At 72.2% G+C, this 17,335-nt stretch carries 17 protein-coding genes; 7 read left to right on the top strand and 10 right to left on the bottom strand.

Annotated elements, in window-relative coordinates:
• Positions 1-53 precede the first annotated feature (53 nt).
• From QRN56_RS27050 to QRN56_RS27030, 5 genes are all read right to left on the bottom strand, one after another.
• Positions 54-998, bottom strand: a complete 945-nt coding sequence (locus tag QRN56_RS27050) for a hypothetical protein (protein ID WP_285108535.1) — start codon at positions 996-998, stop codon at positions 54-56.
• 128 nt (positions 999-1,126) lie between these two features.
• A complete protein-coding gene (hemW, locus tag QRN56_RS27045) occupies positions 1,127-2,527 on the bottom strand; it encodes a radical SAM family heme chaperone HemW (RefSeq protein ID WP_285108534.1) in 1,401 nt (466 codons plus the stop codon).
• On the bottom strand, positions 2,528-4,393 hold the full coding sequence (gene lepA, locus QRN56_RS27040; RefSeq protein WP_285108532.1) for a translation elongation factor 4: 1,866 nt from the start codon (positions 4,391-4,393) through the stop codon (positions 2,528-2,530). It lies immediately after the preceding gene.
• Between the two features lie 138 nt (positions 4,394-4,531).
• Entirely contained in the window at positions 4,532-5,578 is a 1,047-nt protein-coding gene (locus QRN56_RS27035) for a hemolysin family protein (protein WP_285108530.1), read from the bottom strand.
• On the bottom strand, positions 5,575-6,987 hold the full coding sequence (locus QRN56_RS27030; protein ID WP_285108528.1) for a hemolysin family protein: 1,413 nt from the start codon (positions 6,985-6,987) through the stop codon (positions 5,575-5,577). The genes QRN56_RS27035 and QRN56_RS27030 overlap by 4 nt, the downstream gene beginning before the upstream one ends.
• Positions 6,988-7,248: 261 nt before the next feature.
• Between QRN56_RS27030 and QRN56_RS27025 the strand changes: the two genes are divergently transcribed.
• The 5 genes from QRN56_RS27025 (at position 7,249) to QRN56_RS27005 (ending at position 11,061) form a co-directional block, all read left to right on the top strand.
• Positions 7,249-7,989 carry a maleylpyruvate isomerase N-terminal domain-containing protein gene (locus tag QRN56_RS27025; protein ID WP_285108527.1) on the top strand — a complete coding sequence of 247 codons (741 nt, stop codon included), beginning with the start codon at positions 7,249-7,251 and terminating at the stop codon, positions 7,987-7,989.
• Between the two features lie 66 nt (positions 7,990-8,055).
• Positions 8,056-8,958, top strand: coding sequence for a phosphotransferase (locus QRN56_RS27020; protein ID WP_285108525.1), 903 nt, complete (start codon positions 8,056-8,058; stop codon positions 8,956-8,958).
• Positions 8,959-9,102: 144 nt separating this feature from the next.
• Positions 9,103-9,891 carry an alpha/beta fold hydrolase gene (locus QRN56_RS27015; protein ID WP_285108523.1) on the top strand — a complete coding sequence of 263 codons (789 nt, stop codon included), beginning with the start codon at positions 9,103-9,105 and terminating at the stop codon, positions 9,889-9,891.
• A gap of 42 nt (positions 9,892-9,933) precedes the next feature.
• Entirely contained in the window at positions 9,934-10,365 is a 432-nt protein-coding gene (locus QRN56_RS27010) for a type II toxin-antitoxin system PemK/MazF family toxin (RefSeq protein WP_350224618.1), read from the top strand.
• 117 nt (positions 10,366-10,482) lie between these two features.
• The gene (locus QRN56_RS27005; protein ID WP_285108521.1) at positions 10,483-11,061 is read left to right on the top strand and encodes a type II toxin-antitoxin system PemK/MazF family toxin; all 579 of its coding nucleotides are present in this window, start codon (positions 10,483-10,485) and stop codon (positions 11,059-11,061) included.
• Positions 11,062-11,063: 2 nt separating this feature from the next.
• On the opposite strand, the gene QRN56_RS27000 is transcribed toward QRN56_RS27005, so the two are convergent.
• Complete coding sequence (locus tag QRN56_RS27000; RefSeq protein WP_285108519.1) at positions 11,064-12,185, bottom strand: calcium:cation antiporter; 1,122 nt, start codon at positions 12,183-12,185, stop codon at positions 11,064-11,066.
• Between the two features lie 243 nt (positions 12,186-12,428).
• On the opposite strand from QRN56_RS27000, the gene rpsT reads away from it, so the two are divergent.
• A complete protein-coding gene (gene rpsT / locus QRN56_RS26995; protein WP_026365415.1) occupies positions 12,429-12,689 on the top strand; it encodes a 30S ribosomal protein S20 in 261 nt (86 codons plus the stop codon).
• Positions 12,690-13,271: 582 nt separating this feature from the next.
• On the top strand, positions 13,272-13,847 hold the full coding sequence (locus QRN56_RS26990; protein WP_285108517.1) for an FxLYD domain-containing protein: 576 nt from the start codon (positions 13,272-13,274) through the stop codon (positions 13,845-13,847).
• Between the two features lie 37 nt (positions 13,848-13,884).
• Here QRN56_RS26990 and holA read toward each other — a convergent pair whose 3' ends face one another.
• From holA to QRN56_RS26970, 4 genes are all read right to left on the bottom strand, one after another.
• A complete protein-coding gene (gene holA / locus QRN56_RS26985; RefSeq protein WP_285108515.1) occupies positions 13,885-14,892 on the bottom strand; it encodes a DNA polymerase III subunit delta in 1,008 nt (335 codons plus the stop codon).
• Between the two features lie 106 nt (positions 14,893-14,998).
• A complete protein-coding gene (locus QRN56_RS26980; protein WP_285108602.1) occupies positions 14,999-15,850 on the bottom strand; it encodes a neocarzinostatin apoprotein domain-containing protein in 852 nt (283 codons plus the stop codon).
• On the bottom strand, positions 15,850-16,539 hold the full coding sequence (locus QRN56_RS26975) for an N-acetylmuramoyl-L-alanine amidase (RefSeq protein ID WP_285108513.1): 690 nt from the start codon (positions 16,537-16,539) through the stop codon (positions 15,850-15,852). Before QRN56_RS26975 ends, QRN56_RS26980 begins: the two co-directional genes overlap by 1 nt.
• A gap of 10 nt (positions 16,540-16,549) precedes the next feature.
• Positions 16,550-17,284, bottom strand: a complete 735-nt coding sequence (locus tag QRN56_RS26970; RefSeq protein WP_285108511.1) for a hypothetical protein — start codon at positions 17,282-17,284, stop codon at positions 16,550-16,552.
• Positions 17,285-17,335: the final 51 nt, after the last annotated feature.

The following is a 17,335-nucleotide window of genomic DNA, read 5'->3' as shown; positions in this document are numbered from 1 at the left end:
TCACCTTTTCTCCGCAAGTCCGCATGTGCAACTGCCGAGTTGTTACCCGCGGGTCAGGGCCGGACCGGCTCCCCGGTCCACCGCTGGACGAGGTAGGCACCCAGCAGGAGCATCGCCGGCGCGACCACCACCAGGCCGATCCCGCACGTGAAGATCGACGTGACGGCCAGCCCGGCGAAGATGCCGAAGAACGCGAACGCCGCGCCGAGGTGGGACAGGACCAGCCCGACGCCCCCGCCGAGCGCACGGCCGAAGCCCACGCGCTTGAGCAGCAGGAAGGGCACCGGGAGCAGGAGCAGCGTGCAGACCAGCTGGATCAGGCCACCCACCACCGGGACGGCGGTGCCGACGAACCCGATCACTCCCGCGAGCAGCGCGTACCCGACCAGCCCGCCGAAGCCGCGCAGCAGGAAGAAGTCCCGGAACCGGACCTTGCGGGTGCGGGTGGCGGCGAGCGCGCCCGCGTACAGGAGCGCCTGCAGCAGGAAGCTGACGGCGGTGCCCGCCGCGCCCAGCGCCCTGGCCTCGAACGACTGCCCCGCGGCCAACGCGGCGTCCAGTGCCGCCGGGTCGGTGGAGCTCGACAGGGCGTCCATGCTGGACGGGCTGAACAGGAGGACCACCGCGATCTGCGCGACGCCGAGCGCGAGGCTCATCAGCACCCAGGTGCCCCAGCTCGTGCCGAACGCGCCCCAGGCCCAACGCCACGCGCCACCGATCGTCGCGGGCGCGTCGTCGGGCTGCGGCTCCGGCTCCTGGACCGGCGAGTACGCCGGAAGCTGCGGGGGCGGCGTCTGGTACTGCTGCTGGTAGCCGCCGTGCGGGTACTGCGGGGGCTGGTAGTCCGGCCGGCCGTAGGGGTTGGCGGGGCGGCCGTACGGGTCGCGCGGGCCGTACGGGTCGGGCTGCTGCGGGGCCTGGCCGCCCTGCGACCGGGGGTCCGGGTGCTGTCCGGAGGAGGGATCCTGCGGGTTCCAGCCACCGTAGGTGTTGCTCATGCGCGTGCCCCTTGTCAGGCGGGACCGAGCCGCCTCGTAACGGTATGAACAGCACAAGATATCGACGATTTCGCCTACCACGCAAACAAACGAAAAGCACCTTTTGCGTGACGAAAAGGGGGCGCGAATCAGGCGGTCAGGTCGCGCACGACGGCGTCGGCCAGCAGGCGCCCGCGGCGCGTCAGGACGGCGCGCGCGGTCCCCGCGCCGGAGGTACCGGCACCCGGCGTGCCGGTGCCGGGCGTCGCCGTACCAGGCGTCCCGGTGCCAGGCGTCCCGGTGCCAGGCGTGCCGACCCCGAGGGCGGCGCGGCCGTCCAGCAGGCCGCGGGCCACGAGGCCCGCCACCGCGGTACGGCCCTGCGCCGAGAGCACGCCGAGGTCGAGCCCCTCGCGCAGCCGTACACCGAGCATGACACGCTCAAGGTGCGCCTCCTCCCGCGTGAGCAGCTCCCGCCCGGCGCCCGGGCTGTGCCCGGCCTCCAGCCGCGTCGCGTAGGCGCGGGGGTGCTTCACGTTCCACCAGCGGACGCCGGCGGGCGTCTCGGCGGCGGGCGTCTCGTCGGGGCCCGGGGCCGGGACGGGCGCCCCACCCGCCGTCGGTGCCGACACGTAGCTGTGCGCGCCCGGACCCACGCCCCACCAGTCGTCGCCGCGCCAGTAGCCCACGTTGTGCCGGCACTCGCGGCCCGGGCGCGACCAGTTGGACACCTCGTACCAGCGCAGGCCGGCCGCGGTGAGCAGGTCGTCGGCCAGCTCGTACTTGGCGGCCTGGTCGTCCTCGTCGGGCAGGGTCACCTCGCCGCGGCGCACCTGCGCCGCCATCTTGGTGCCCGGCTCGACCACCAGCGCGTAGGCGGACACGTGGTCGACGCCGGTGGCCAGCGCCGCCTCGACGCTGGTGCGCCAGTCGTCCAGGGACTCGCCCGGCGTGCCGTAGATGAGGTCCAGCGAGACGTCCAGGCCCGCGTCCCGGGCCCAGCGCACGACGTCGGGGATGCGCAGCGGGTCGTGGGTGCGCTCCAGCGTCGCCAGCACGTGCGGCACCGCCGACTGCATGCCGAACGAGACCCGCGTGAACCCGGCGTCGGCCAGGACACGCAGGGACTCGGGCGTGACGGAGTCCGGGTTGGCCTCGGTGGTGACCTCGGCACCGTCCGCCAGGCCCCAGGCCCCCCGGATCCCCGTCAGCACCCGGGCCAGGTCCTCGGCGGGCAGCATCGTCGGGGTGCCGCCGCCGAAGAAGACGGTCGAGACCGCGGCGGGCGACCGTCCGGCGTCGGACAGGACCTGCCGCGCGAGGGAGACCTCACGCAGGGCGGTGGTCGCGTACGCCGCCTGGTTGGCGCCGCCGCCCAGCTCGGACGCCGTATAGGTGTTGAAGTCGCAGTACCCGCAGCGCACCGTGCAGAACGGGACGTGCACGTACACGCCGAACGGCTGGGCGGTGACGACCGGTTCCGACGGGCGCGCCCAGGCGGGCAGCCCGCCGTCGTCGGGCACGGGGATGCCGGGGGGAAGTGCGGGCACCTACTTCTTCTTCTCCTTGGGGGCCGCCGCGTCGGAGGAGAGCGCTGCGATGAACGCGTCCTTCGGGACCTCGACGGAGCCGATGTTCTTCATGCGCTTCTTGCCCTCCTTCTGCTTCTCCAGCAGCTTGCGCTTACGGCTGATGTCGCCGCCGTAGCACTTGGCGAGCACGTCCTTGCGCATGGCGCGGATGGTCTCGCGGGCGATCACGCGCGCGCCGATGGCCGCCTGGATGGGCACCTCGAACTGCTGGCGCGGGATGAGCTCCTTGAGCTTGGCGGTCATCATCACGCCGTAGGAGTAGGCCTTGTCCCGGTGCACGATGGCGCTGAACGCGTCGACCTGCTCGCCCTGCAGCAGGATGTCGACCTTCACCAGGTCGGCCGCCTGGTCGCCCGACGTGTCGTAGTCGAGCGACGCGTAGCCGCGGGTCTTGGACTTGAGCTGGTCGAAGAAGTCGAAGACGATCTCGGCGAGCGGCAGGTGGTAGCGCATCTCGACGCGGTCCTCGGACAGGTAGTCCATGCCCTGCAGGTCGCCGCGCTTGGACTGCGAGAGCTCCATGACGGCGCCCACGAACTCGCTCGGGGTGAGGATCGTGGCCTTGACGACGGGCTCACGCACCTCCTTGATCTTGCCCCCGGGGAACTCCGACGGGTTGGTCACCTCGATGGTGGTGTTGTCCTCCATCGTCACGTCGTAGATGACGTTCGGGGCGGTGGAGATGAGGTCCAGGTTGAACTCGCGCTCCAGGCGCTCGCGCACGATCTCCAGGTGCAGCAGGCCGAGGAAGCCCACGCGGAAGCCGAAGCCGAGGGCCACCGACGTCTCGGGCTCGTAGTTGAGCGCGGCGTCGTTGAGCTTGAGCTTGTCCAGGGCGTCACGCAGCACGGGGTAGTCGGATCCGTCGATCGGGTACAGGCCCGAGAAGACCATCGGCTTGGGGTCGCTGTAGCCGCCGAGCGCCTCGGTGGCCGGCTTGGCCGCGTTGGTCACGGTGTCGCCCACCTTGGACTGGCGCACGTCCTTCACGCCGGTGATCAGGTAGCCCACCTCGCCCACGCCGAGCCCCTTGGTCGGGTGCGGCTCGGGCGCGCTGACGCCGATCTCCAGCAGCTCGTGCGTCGCCCGCGTGGACATCATCGCGATCTTCTCGCGCGGGTTCAGGTCGCCGTCGACCACGCGCACGTAGGTGACCACGCCGCGGTAGGTGTCGTATACCGAGTCGAAGATCATGGCGCGCGCCGGGGCGTCCGGGTCGCCGACCGGGGCCGGGACGCGCTGCACGATGCGGTCGAGCAGGGCCTCGACGCCCACGCCCGTCTTGCCGCTGACCTTGAGCACGTCCGCCGGGTCGGAGCCCACGAGGTTCGCCAGCTCCTCGGCGTACTTCTCGGGCTGCGCCGCCGGCAGGTCGATCTTGTTGAGGACCGGGATGATCTCGAGCTCGTTCTCCATGGCCAGGTACAGGTTGGCCAGGGTCTGCGCCTCGATGCCCTGCGCGGCGTCGACCAGCAGCACGGCGCCCTCGCACGCGGCCAGCGACCGGGAGACCTCGTAGGTGAAGTCCACGTGGCCGGGCGTGTCGATCATGTTCAGGGCGTGCGGGGTGCCGTCGAGCTCCCACGGCATGCGCACCGCCTGCGACTTGATGGTGATGCCGCGCTCACGCTCGATGTCCATCCGGTCCAGGTACTGGGCGCGCATCGCGCGCGCGTCGACGACACCCGTCAGCTGGAGCATGCGGTCGGCAAGGGTCGACTTGCCGTGGTCGATGTGCGCGATGATGCAGAAGTTGCGGATCAGCTCGGGCGCCGTGGCATTCGGCTGGATGCGCGCCGTGAGCGCAGGACCGGGGATGGGCAAAGCGTTCTCGCTCCGTCGTCAGGGTGGTGTCGTCAGGATCGTGGCCGGGATGGGCGGGGGCCGACCATCATTCTCCCACGTCCCGTACGAGCCGGGTGCGGCGCCGGGGCTGTCCCCCGGCACCGCACCCGCGCCTCGTCAGACGGGCTGGCCCGCCGTGGTGCGCGGCAGCAGGCGCCGCAGCACGTCGGCGAGGGTCACCACGCCGAAGTCCGCCGCGGGTCCGTCCGGCCCGTCGGCGTCCGACCGGGGCACGACGGCGAGGTGGTTGCCCGTCTCGCGCATGCTCGTCAGCGCGGTGTGCAGCGGCACGTCCGCGGCCAGCTCGAAGACGGGCCGGGTGACGTCCGTGACGGGCGCGTCGTCGGCCAGCAGGAGCGTGTCCCGGACATGGACCACGCCCTCCGGCCGCCCGCCGTCACCCTGCACCAGGATCCGCAGGTGGCCGGAGACGCGGGACGCCTCCTGCACCTGCGCGGCCGTGGCGTGGTGCCCCACGGCGGACGGCGCCGCGTGGTCGGCCAGCAGGTCCTCGACCGTCAGGCGGCGCAGGTCGAGCGCGCCCGAGAGCTGCGCCGAGTAGGCCATGTCGAGGGCGCCCACGCTGGCGGAGTGCTCCACCAGGTGCCGCAGGTCGTCCGGGCCCTGCCCGGAGGCGACCTGGTCCGCCGGCTCGACGCCGACGCGGCGCAGGCACCAGTTCGCGGCGCCGTTGAGCGCCAGGAGCACGGGCCGGGTCACGACCATGAACGCCCGCATCGGCAGCGCCAGCATCGTCGCGCTGGCCTCGGGGTGGGCGATGGCCCACGACTTGGGCGCCATCTCCCCCACCACCAGGTGCAGGAACGTGACGATGACCAGGGCCAGCACGAAGCCCGCGACGTCGGCGGCCCAGTAGGGCGCGCCCCACGTCTCGAACACCGGCGTCAGCCAGTGGTGCACGGCCGGCTTGGTGATGGCGCCGAGCGCCAGGGTGCAGACGGTGATGCCGAGCTGCGAGCCGGCCAGGAGCACCGTGAGCTCGCTGGAGCTGCGCAGCGCCGCCCGCGCCGAGCGGCTGGTGGGCGCGGCGTCCTCCAGGCGGTGCCGCTTGGCGGCCAGGAGCGCGAACTCCACGGCCACGAAGAACGCGCTCAGCGCGATGATCACGACGGTCGCGGCCAGGACGACCCAGGGGTTGCTCATCGGGTCTCCTCCTTCTCGGCACCGGCCTGGTCGACGGCGAAGGTCTCCGCAGGCTCCTCGGGTGTCTCGGCCTCGACCACGGTGACCCGGACGTGGGACGGCACGTGCCGCTCCACGTCCAGCACCTCGATGCGGAGCACCTCGGGCGGCGGCGGGTCCGTGGCCACCAGGGTGGCGGGGTCCACCGGCAGCGCGACGTCGACGACGTCGCCCGCCGCGGGCAGCGCGCCGTGCACGGCGATGGCCAGCCCCGCGATGGTCTCGTGGTCGCCCTCCGGCAGGTCGCGCTCGACGGCCCGCTCCACCTCGTCGAGGTGGACGTCGCCGGCCATGACCCAGACGCCGTCCGACGCCGCGGTCACGGGGTCGATCTCGTCGTCGTGCTCGTCGGTGATCTCGCCGACGAGCTCCTCGGCGAGGTCCTCGACGGTGAGCACGCCGGCGAACCCGCCGTACTCGTCGACGACGCACGCCATCTGGTTGCGCGTGGCCGACAGCTCCCGCAGGGCGTCGGGCAGCGCCATGGACGTGGGCAGCACCAGCGCGGGGCGCAGCAGGTCGGCGACGGTCGTCGCCTCCGGCGGCGCGGACAGCAGGTCCGTCAGGTGCACGACGCCGGTGACCTCGCCGTCGTCGTCGACCACCGGGTAGCGGGAGTGGCCCGCCGCCATCAGCTCGCGCACCTGCGCGAGCGTGTCCTTGCTGTGCACCACGCCCACGCGGGCGCGCGGGATCATGGCGTGCTCCACGTCCTGGCGCGGGAAGTCCAGGATGCGGTCCAGCAGCACCGACAGGTCGCCGGGCAGGTCACCGCTGGCGCGCGAGTCCGCGACGATGTGCTCCAGGTCGCGGGCCGTCGCCGAGTGCTCGACGTCGTGCACCGGCTCGATGCGCAGCAGGCGCAGGAGCGCGTTGGACGCGGCGTCGAACACCCTGATGAGCCAGCCGAAGACGGCGAGGTAGATCGTCGTGGACCGGGCCAGCCACAGCGCGACCGGCTCCGGCCGTGCGATCGCCAGGTTCTTGGGCACGAGCTCGCCGAACAGCATCTGGACGAGCGTCGAGAACAGGAGCGCGAGGACGGTGCCGACGGCGACGCCCGTGCCGACCGGCACGCCGACGCCGCCGAGGGCCTCGCCCAGCGCCTCACCGACGAGCGGTTCGGCGACGTAGCCGACGAGCAGGCCGGTGACCGTGATGCCGAGCTGTGCGCCGGACAGCATGAAGCTGGTCCGCCGGGTCACGCCGAGCGCGCGCCGCGCCCCGGCGTCGCCGGCCTCGGAGCGGGAGGCGAGCCGCGCGCGGTCGACCGCCATGTACGCGAACTCCTGCGCGACGAAGTACCCCGTCACGGCGGTGATCACCAGGATCACCACGACCCCCAGCAGGAGGGAGATCACCCAGGTCAACGCATCCACCTCCTCTCGGTGGTGCGGAGACGTGCGTTCGGGCCGGGACTATGACTGTCGGGGTCCATGATCCTTCACTGGTGATCGTGCGGTTGTGTCTCGGGCCGAGGGTCTCGGGCCGGATGCGCGGCGCGCATCGCGTGGAGAACGTCGGAGCTGGTTCCACGGTTCCACGGCGCGCGGAGGTCGTCATCCGGAGCGCTTGTCCGTACCGGCGGGACGGCGGACGGCGTGTCGGTGGCGCGCGGTACCTTTCCGCACATGACCCTCGACCACCTGGCCCTGCTGGCCCGGTTCCAGGACGACTTCCTGGCCGCGATCCCCGCCGCCGACGCCGGCGCGCGGGTGCCCGCCTGCGGCGACTGGACCGTGCGCGAGCTCGTGGAGCACATCGCGGAGGTGCACCACTGGGCCGCGGGCAACGCCCGTGGGGTCAAGGGCGTGGCGCTGGGCGACGGGCCGTTCGACCTGGCGCCGCACTACGCCGCGCAGGCGGCGGAGCTGCGCCGGTCGCTGTCCGAGCTCGACCCCGAGGCCGACTGCCGGGTCCTGGCCCACCCCGCGCCCCTGGGCCCCGGACCGGTGCGGTTCTGGCACCGCAGGCAGACCCACGAGACGCTCGTGCACCTGCACGACCTGCTGGCCGCCTCCGCGGGCACGGCCAGGGCGGGCCTCGTCGGGGCGGCGCCGGAGGTGTGGGCCGACACGGTCGACGAGGTGGTGAGCGTGCTCCAGCCCCGGCAGGTGGGCCTGGACCGCATGGCGCCGCTCCGTTTCCCGGTGGTGCTGGTCGCGACGGACCTCGCCGGGGCGCCCACCTGGGTACTCGGCGCCCCGGGCGAGCGCGCGGACGAGGTGGCGCCCGACGTCGTCGTCGCCGGGCCCGCCGAGGGGCTCGCGCTGACGCTGTGGCGCCGGCTGACGCCGGACGAGGCGGGGCTCACCGTCACCGGTGACCGCGGCGACCTCGAGGCGGCGCTGGCGCAGCCGATCGTGCCGTAGCGATCCTGTCCGGCGCGCTGCCCTGTCCGGTGCGCTCGAAATGCGCTGGCCCGCCGGACCGCGCCGGTGCCACGGTGTGGCCATGAGCCTGCACGACGACGAGGTCGTCTCCACACCGGACCTCGTCCGTCGCCTGGTCGCGAGCCAGTTTCCCCGCTGGGCACACCTCCCCGTGACGCCCGGGCCGCCCGGCGGCACCGACCACCACCTGTTCCGGCTCGGCGACGAGCTGCTGGTCCGCATGCCAAGATCGGCTGGGCCCAGGACCAGGCGGGCAACGACGCCCGCTGGCTCCCGCTCCTCGCGCCGCACCTGCCGCTCCGGCTGCCCACGCCGGAAGCGGTCGGTGAACCCGGAGGGGGCTTCCCGTTCCGCTGGTCGGTGACACCCTGGCTCGACGGCGCGTCCCCCGCCGTCGGCGCGCTCGGAGCCGACGCCGCCCGGCAGCTCGGCGAGTTCGTCACGGCCCTGCGGGCGGTGAGCACGGCCGGCGGTCCCGTCAAGGACGGCACGTCCCGCGGCGTCCCGCTCGCCCGGCTGGACGACGGCGTGCGCGCCGCCATCACCGAGTCCGGCACCCGCATCGACAGCCGCGCCGCGACGAAGATGTGGGACCAGGCGCTGGCCGCCCGCCCGGCGACCGAGAACTACTGGATCCACGGCGACCTGCTCCCCGGCAACCTGCTGGCCCGCGGCGGGAGCATGACCGCCGTCATCGACTGGGGCGGCGTGGGCGTCGGGGACCCGGCCGCCGACCTGATCCCCGCCTGGACCCAGTTCGCGGGCGAGGAGCGCGCGGCCTTCCGCGCGGTGGCCGCCGACGGGCTCACCGACTCCTCCGACGCCTGGGCGCGCGGGCGCGGCTGGGTGCTGGTCCAGGCGGTGATCGGGCTGCCGTACTACTGGGACCGCTGGCCCGAGTTCGCGCGGGCGTGCCAGGACCGGGTCGCGGCGGTGCTGGCGGACTGACGGGCGCCGTCGGGGGCTGCGTCCGGGGCCGGCGCCGGCCGGGGACGCCGGGACTGGCGCAGGCCGGGGACGCCGGGACCGGCGCCGGCCGGGGCCGCGGGCTCCCGACCGATGAGTTCCGCGCACCGCCGTCGTCGGACGGACATGACCGACCACGCGACCACCAGCCAGGGCGACCGCGTCGCCTACGACCTGCACGGCACCGGGCCGGCGCTCGTCTTCGTGACGGGTGCGGGACCGGACCGCGCCGACGACCCGATCACCGCCGAGACCGCCCGGCGGGCCGCCGACGCCGGCCTCACCACCGTCACCTTCGACCGCCTCGGCCGCGGGGAGAGCCCCGCCGAGGGCCGCCTCGACCTGGACCGCGAGCTGTCGGCCGTCGCCGCGATGATCGAGGTCGCGGGCGGGTCCGCGGTGCTGGTCGGGCACTCGTCCGGCTGCTCGGTCAGCCTGCGGGCCGCCGCGGCAGGGCTGCCCGTCACCGGCCTCGCCCTCTGGGAGGCGCCCCTGGGCGACCCCGCCGCGACCACGCAGGCGTGGGCCGACGAGATCGAGCGTCTGCTCGACGCGGGCGACACCGAGAACGCGATGCGGCACTACATGAAGGACATGCCGCCCGAGTGGCTCGCGGGGATGGAGGTCTCCCCGGACTGGCCCGTGCTGGCAAGCACCGTCGCCGCCTACCGGGCCGACGCCCAGTCGCTGGCGTGGGCGCAGCACGCGCTGGAGGACGGCACGCTCGACGTCACGGTCCCGGTGCTGGCGATGTACGGGACGCAGACCTTCCCGGAGATGCCCGTGGCCGCGGCGAGCATCGTGGCGCAGGTGCCCAAGGGCACCGAGAAGGAGATGCCGGGCGCCATGCACAGCTGGGAGCCGGAACCCATGGCGGCGGAGCTGGCGGAGTTCGCGCGGGCGTGTGCCGGGTAAGTCTCGGATGCGCACTTCACCCGTTCCGGTACGGTTCCAGGCGTGACCTTCGCATCAGAGAACAGCTACCCCGGCGACTACGAGGGCGAGGTGCACCCGATCTACCACCCCCAGCTCGACGGCGAGCCGGACCCGGGCGAGGTGGTCTGGACCTGGGTGCCCTACGAGGAGGACCACAGCCAGGGCAAGGACCGACCGGTGCTGCTCGTGGGCAAGGACGGGCCGTGGCTGCTCGGCCTCCAGCTCACCAGCCAGGACCACGACCGGGACGCGCTGCAGGAGGCGCGCGCCGGCCGCATCTGGATGGACGTCGGCACCGGCCGCTGGGACGCCTCGGGGCGCGAGTCGGAGGTCCGGATCAACCGCGTCGTCCGCGTGGACCCCGACGACGTGCGCCGGGAGGGAGACGTGCTCGCCGAGGACGTCTTCAACGACGTCGTGAAGTACATGGACCGGGCGCTCGACCTGACCTGATCTGTCGCCCGGGTCGGGGTGCGCGGGCGCCACGGCGCCCGGATCGCGGCTGGTGCGGCGCGCCGTCCGGCGTCGTCCCGCCTGCCCGCGGGCCGGCGTCGGGCTAGCCTGCCCTGCGTGAACCAGCAGAACCCGTGGCTCAAGCTGCTCGGCGACATCGTCGAGGCCGTGGCCCGTACCGCCCTCGACCAGAACGAACGCCGCTCGGGCGGCGACCGGCCCGCCGGCGAGCGGTCCGCAGGCGACCGCCCGGCGGCGACGCCGCGGCCGCCCCGGCCGTCGGGGCGCGGCCTCCCCGAGACCGACGGCTACCCCGGCGACTTCGAGGGCAAGGTCAAGCCCGTCTATCGCCCGGAGCTGGACGGCGAGCCCGACCCGGGCGAGGTCGTGTGGTCGTGGGTTCCGTATGAGGAAGATCACAGCCAGGGCAAGGATCGGCCGGTGCTGATCGTGGGCAACGACGGGCCCTGGCTCCTCGCGCTGCAGCTCACCAGCCAGGACCACGACCGGGACGCCGAACAGGAGGCCCGCGCCGGCCGCCGCTGGATGGACATCGGCACCGGCGCCTGGGACAGCTCCGGCCGCCCCTCCGAGGTGCGCCTCAACCGCGTGATCCGCATCCACCCGGACGCCGTCCGCCGCGAGGGGGCGATCCTGGACAGGGCGATCTTCGACGAGGTCGCCGCCGCGCTCTGACCCTAGGGCTGGACCGACACCACGAGGAACGCCGCGAGCAGCACCAGGTGCACCACACCCTGGAGCGTCTTGGCCCGGCCCGGGGCGATGCTCAGCATCGCCACCACCACCGAGACCGCGAGCAGCACCATCTGGGTCGGGTCCAGGCCGAGCGTGAGCGGCCCGTCCATCCAGATCATCGCGACGGCGATGGTCGGGATGGTCAGGCCGATCGACGCCATCGCGGAGCCGTAGGCGAGGTTGAGGCTGATCTGCACCCGGTTGCGCAGGGCGTTGCGGACGGCGGCGATCGACTCGGGCGCGAGCACGAGCAGCGCGATCACCACGCCGACGACGGTGTAGGGCAGGCCCGCGGCCTCGACGCCGTGCTCGATCGTGGGCGAGAGCATCTTGGCCAGGAACACCACCGAGACCAGTGCGACCATCAGCAGCGCGACGCTGAACCACGCCTCCTTGACGGGCGGCGGGTCGGCGTGGTCGTCGCCGTCCTCGTCGAGCAGGCCGGTCACCCGGCCGTACTTGTCGCTGGCGACGGGCAGGAAGAAGTCGCGGTGGCGCACGGTCTGCGTGAACACGAACGCCCCGTACAGCGTTAGGGACGCGACGGCCGCGAAGCCGAGCTGGAACGGGGTGTATGCCCCGCCCTCCGCCGACGTGGTGAAGCTGGGCAGCACCAGGGAGACCGTGGCCAGCGCCACGACGGTGGCCAGCGCGGACCCGGTGCCCGAGGCGTTGAAGCTCACCAGGTGGTGCTTGCCCGCCCCCACGAGCAGGGACAGGCCGACGATGCCGTTGAACGTGATCATCACGGCGGCGAAGACGGTGTCCCGGGCGTACGTGCTGGCCGAGTCGCTGCCGCCGCTCATCAGCATGAGGATCAGCCCCACCTCGATCACGGTCACCGCGACCGCGAGGATGAGGGAGCCGAACGGCTCGCCGACCCGGTGGGCCACGACCTCCGCGTGGTGCACCGCGGCGAGGACGGCGCCGACCAGCGCAGCACCGATCGCCGTGAGGGTCACCGGGTGCTCGTGGTTGCTCCACGTCGCGACGAGGAGCACCAGGGCAAGGATGGGGACCACCACGGTCCATTGGAAACGGCCCCGAAGTGTCCTGGTACTCATAGCCGGATTCTATGGTGGCTCGTCAGAAGCCCTTTGCGGGACGGGCCGCCCGTAGCCGGTGTCACACCGCGCCGCCCCACGAGGGGCCGGACCCTCTGGTAACCTTGGAGGTCGCGTGTCCGCCCAGGTCGGCGGGCACAGTCGCAGTTCCTCTCCACGGGTCCCCACCCCAGTCCCGGACCTGCGACCGCCCTCTACGACCTATCCGCTCGCCGCAAGGCGAACACACCAGGAAGTCCACTCGTGGCAAACATCAAGTCCCAGATGAAGCGCATCAAGACGAACGAGAAGGCTCGTCTGCGCAACAAGTCCGTCAAGTCGGAGCTGAAGACCCACGTGCGCAAGGTGCGCGAGGCCGTCGCAGCCGGCGACAAGGAGACCGCGACGGTCGCCCTTGCCACCGCGTCGCGCAAGCTCGACAAGGCTGTCGCCAAGGGCGTCATCCACGCGAACCAGGCCGCGAACCGCAAGTCGGCCATCGCGAAGTCGGTCGCCGCTCTCTGAGCCACTTCGTCGGACGCCGTTCGCCTTCGGGCGGGCGGCGTCTTTCGTGTGCCCGGAGGCGCGCTTGCGGCGAGCTCCGGCTGCGGCGGTATCAAGCGCCGCAGCCGGCCCGCGTCCTGCACCGAGGTGCGCCGTTCTACCCAGTCATCGGGACCGGAATCGAGTGTGATTCCGGTCCCGATGACTGGGTAGAAGCGCACATTGCAGGCACCGCCGGGTCAGGCGCGAGAAGTTCAGCCGCGCGAGTCCGCACCCGCCGGACCTGCACCGGTAGACATTAACAAGGCAGATCCACCCCTATGTTGGTGCAATTTCATATTGACCCAGATGTGCTTGGACTAGACGGTCGCTAATGTTGACGAACGCCTCATATTCCGGATTCAAGTCCGGGCACGCCGGCGCAACAGATTGCCCCGGACACATGATCCATCGTCAGGGAGCCCTCAAATGTCTGAGCCTCCTGTGCCGAACGGCACCCCAGGGCCACAGCCCCAGCCGCCCATCCCCCCACCAATGCAACCAAAAGGAAATGCGTCTGCAATTACGGGATTTATCCTCGCAGTCGCCGCCGCTCTCCTCTGCGTGATCCCGATCATCAACAACTTCGCCGCCGGCCTTGCAGTGCTGGCATTGATATTCGGGATAATCGGCCTGCTCCGAACCCGTCGAGGGCGAAGCCACTACCGTGGTCTGGCGATCTCGTCGATCATCGTCTCCGTCGTCGCGATGGGTGGTGTACTCGCGTCGCAGGCCTTCTACAGCAACGCCATCGACGCGGTCTCCGAGAGTGTCGACGACGCCGCGACCGAAATGGACGACGACCTAGACAGGATGGCTGGCGAAGCAACAGAGGAGATCCTCAAGGAGGACCTGACCGTGGCAATCGGATCGTTCGAAGCCAAGACCGACGATTCTGGCATCGTCGAGACCAGCCTGCCGGTAAAGCTCACGAATAAGGCCGACCAAGCCCACAGCTATGACGTGTCCGTTGAGGCCGTCAACTCGTCCGGGGATCGCATCGAAGAGGACTGGGCGAGTACCAACACACTCAAACCCGGACAGTCTCAGTCGTTCGACCTCTTTGTCCTGGCTATGGAGGAGAATCTAGAGGAACTGGAGTCCGCTGATTTCCTGGTGTTCGAGGTCTCTCAATACTGAGGCGCTCGTGGCCAGCCAAACCAATCCCGTTGTACCGTCAGGTGCGGCGGGAGCGGGCGATGGTCATGACCGCGCGTTCGACGGCGAACACCGTGTCCCGCGCCTCGCCCTTCACGTCGGCATCGGCCTGCGCGACGGCGGAGATCGCCGTCGCGAGCCCCTCCGGTGTCCAGGCGCGCAGGTCCTTGCGGGCGCGGTCGACCTGCCAGGGGGCCATACCTAGGTCCCGCGCTGACAACCCACCGCCACGCATCGAGGCGACCTTGGCCAGATTGCGCAGGCGCAGCGCCAGGGCCGCGACGATCGGCACGGGGTCCAGGCCCGTGTCCAGCGCGTGCCGCAGCAGGGCGACGGCGCCGCCGGCATCGCCCGCCACCGCGGCGTCGGCCACGCGGAAGCCCGTGGCCTCGACCCGGCCGCCGTAGTACCGGTCCACCGTGGCGGCGGTGATGGTGCCCGTGGTGTCCGCGACGAGCTGCGCGCACGCCGCCGCGAGCTCGCGGAGGTCGCTGCCCAGCGCGTCGACGAGGGCGCGCACGCCCTCGGCGTCCGCCCGCCGGCGAGCGGCCTTGAACTCGCCCACCACGAACGACGCCTTCTCGGCGTCCTTCGTCACGGGCTCGCACACCATGACCGGCGCACCGGAGCCCGTGATCGTGTCGAGCATCTTCTTGCCGCGCTGCCCGCCACCGTGGACCACGATGACCGTGGTCTCCGCGTCGGGCGCGCCGACGTAGGCGATGAGGTCGGCCATCAGGTCCTCGGTGCCCGACTCCGTCGAGCGGACCACCACCACCTTGGCCTCGCCGAACAGGGACGGGCTCGCCGCGACCATGAGCTGGCCCGTGCCGTACGTGGCCCCCTCCAGCTCCACCTTCTCGACGTCGGGGTCGCGCTCGCGCACGAGCCGCACCACGCCGTCCACCGCACGCTCGGTCAGGAGCGGCTCGGCACCACGGACCAGCACGACGGGTGCCACGGTGGGCTCGTCCCAGCTCCGGCCGGCGGGAGCGGTGGCGGTACTGCGTCTGGTTGCGGGAGGCACGGACACAGCCTGCCACGCGCCACCGACAGCGGGCGGTCACGCGGAGATGTGCGGCCCGCTGCGCCCGTGCCTGCCCGCTGCCGGTGCCCGGTCTGCTGCCCCCGGCCTACTCCCGGTCCTGGTCCCAGGCCAGGTCGGCCAGGGCGATCCGCCCGCCGTCGGTCCAGGCGTTCGCGATCACGCAGGCGCCGGCATCGGCGCAGTCGGCGGATCCCCCACCGACGAGCTCGATCTCCCGCACCACGCGGAGCTGCGCCACCAGCGTGCCCGCACGGTCGGCGATCACGCGCTTCCCGTCGTCGTACAGGCAGTTGTCCCCGTCCACATCGCCGTCGGACGTGGTGGCGCACTGCACGATCCGGACGGTCGCACCCGCGGCGTACCCCTTGCCCGTCACCGTGACGCGGCCGTCGTCGGCGCCGAGCTCCCGCTCGGACAGCGCGAGCGTGGGCGCGTCCGGCGGCTCCGCACCGCCCGGCAGCGGCGCCGGGGCCGCGGCGAGCACCCGGTCCGACAGATCGGCGACGGCCAGCGCGCAGGGATCGCCCGTGCAGTCCACCTCGGAGACCGAGCCGACGTTGACGAATGCCCGTGCCTGACGTGTCGCGGAGATCCGGCCGCTCTCGTCGGCGACCACCTGCTCGCTGGTCGACATGTCGCACTCGTCGAGCGCGCTCGCCCCCGTCGTCGTACCGCCGACGCACTGGACCAGGTACTGGTTGCCGCCCGCGAAGCCCGTGCCCCGCACGAGCCAGGCGCCGCCTGCGGCCCGCACGGTGATCTCTGGTTCGGCCGAGCCGTCCGCCTCGCCCGACGCCGACGGGCTCGCCCCGGTCGTCGCCCCCGTCCCGCGCGACGGCCCCGACGTGTCCGAGCCCGTCGGGGCCGCCGTGCAGCCGGCCAGCACGAGCAGGGCCGCGGCGACGACGGCCACCGGGGCGAACGGTCGGGCGCGCATCACGGGTACCCCATGTACACGTCGACAGCCATGGCCAGGCGCCAGCTCCAGGAGTCGCGGTCGCGCATCCAGTTCACCCCTCGTTGCCAGACGTGGAAGTCCTGCTCCAGGTAGCACGCGACGGCGTTGGTCTGGTTCAGCTCGCCCAGGTCCGTCCGGTACTGCCGGGTGTCGTTGGTGCCGGGGCTGCTCGCGCCGACGCGCTGCACGATCTTCGCCGCGCACTCCTTGCCGGCACTCGACACGTACATCGCGTGCGTGCCGTACCGCGAAGCCGGTTTGTCGGACTCGCAGGACGCGCTGATGGCGTTGGAGTGCAACGGGATGTGCAGGTCCGCCCCCACGCGGTTCGAGCTGGCGATGTTCTTTCGCGTGAGCCCGTTGCCCCGGACCACCTTGTAGCCCCGTTCGAGGAGGCTGAGGTGGTCCGTGCTGCCGCCGTTGATCGTCGACATCGCCACCTTGTAGGAGTTGATGTTCTCGCTGAAGCCGTCGCAGCCCGTGTTGTCGTGGCACACGGTGTCCCCGCGGTCGTGGCACGCCTGCGACAGGTAGACCACCTTGCCGTTCCAGTTGTCCGGCACGTAGGTCACGTCGGCCGCCGCCGTCGGGGCCACGGCCAGGAACCCGCCGGCACCCACGAGGACGACGGTGAGAACCGACACGAGCCGTCGAAGAGCCTTTCGCATCGTCACCCCCTCAGCCGAGATCGATCGGCAGGTCGGTCGACGCGCACATGTCGCCGCCCGTCGCGTACGCGAAGGCGAGACAGTCCCCGTCGAGCGTGAACTTCACCGAGTCGACGGACCCGTTGCTGTACGCCGTGAACAGGAGCGCCTGCCAGACGTCGCCCGGGTAGACCCCGGCGTCCGACAGCGCCTGCTCGAAGCCGGCGCCGACGTCGACCGTGGCGTGCCCCTTGCTGAGCCGCACCTTCGTGGCCGGCAGGTCCGCGCCCGGCAGGTAGGAGGCCAGGACGTCGTCGACGGCGCTCCCCAGCGTCCGGGACGGACCGCCCTGCGTCGCACGCGCCGCCCCTGCGGTGAGCTGGACGTCCTGCCCGGTACCGCAGCCCAGGACCGGCGTCGTCGAGCCGTCCTCGGACCGCGGGCCCTCCGGGACCTCCGGGCACGAGGCATCCGGCGCCGTGTCGCCCGCCGACTGCTCCTGGTCCAGCGCCGCTCGCTCCTCGCCGGACCTGGGCTCCGCCCCGGCCACGACGACGGTCCAGCCGTCCAGCACCTCGGCCGACTCGTCCAGCCACTCCGCGGCAGCCCCCGGGTCTCGCGTCGTGTCCACGCGGACCACCTGGTCGGTCTCGGAGACGTCGGTGACCACCGACTGTTCCAGCAGTTCCTCCCGGAGCTGGAGCTGTGCGCTCGCCTGGTCCCTTCCTGCGGCGCTGAGCGCCGCCGCCGGAACGAGGAGAGCCACTGCCGCTGTGACCGCGATGATCCGGCGGTGCCGCCGGGCGGTTCGGGTTGA

This window comes from Promicromonospora sp. MEB111 (assembly GCF_030209445.1).
GTDB lineage: Bacteria > Actinomycetota > Actinomycetes > Actinomycetales > Cellulomonadaceae > Promicromonospora.
Note: the sequence above shows the minus strand (reverse complement) of the source record. Positions and strands in the feature narration are given on the sequence as shown.

Coding starts and splice junctions, on each gene's coding strand:
- QRN56_RS27050 (WP_285108535.1), bottom strand. CDS start 998: ATGAGCAACACCTACGGTGGCTGGAACCCGCAGGATCCCTCCTCCGGA.
- QRN56_RS27035 (WP_285108530.1), bottom strand. CDS start 5,578: ATGAGCAACCCCTGGGTCGTCCTGGCCGCGACCGTCGTGATCATCGCG.
- QRN56_RS27025 (WP_285108527.1), top strand. CDS start 7,249: ATGACCCTCGACCACCTGGCCCTGCTGGCCCGGTTCCAGGACGACTTC.
- QRN56_RS27015 (WP_285108523.1), top strand. CDS start 9,103: ATGACCGACCACGCGACCACCAGCCAGGGCGACCGCGTCGCCTACGAC.
- QRN56_RS27000 (WP_285108519.1), bottom strand. CDS start 12,185: ATGAGTACCAGGACACTTCGGGGCCGTTTCCAATGGACCGTGGTGGTC.
- QRN56_RS26980 (WP_285108602.1), bottom strand. CDS start 15,850: ATGCGCGCCCGACCGTTCGCCCCGGTGGCCGTCGTCGCCGCGGCCCTG.
- QRN56_RS26975 (WP_285108513.1), bottom strand. CDS start 16,539: ATGCGAAAGGCTCTTCGACGGCTCGTGTCGGTTCTCACCGTCGTCCTC.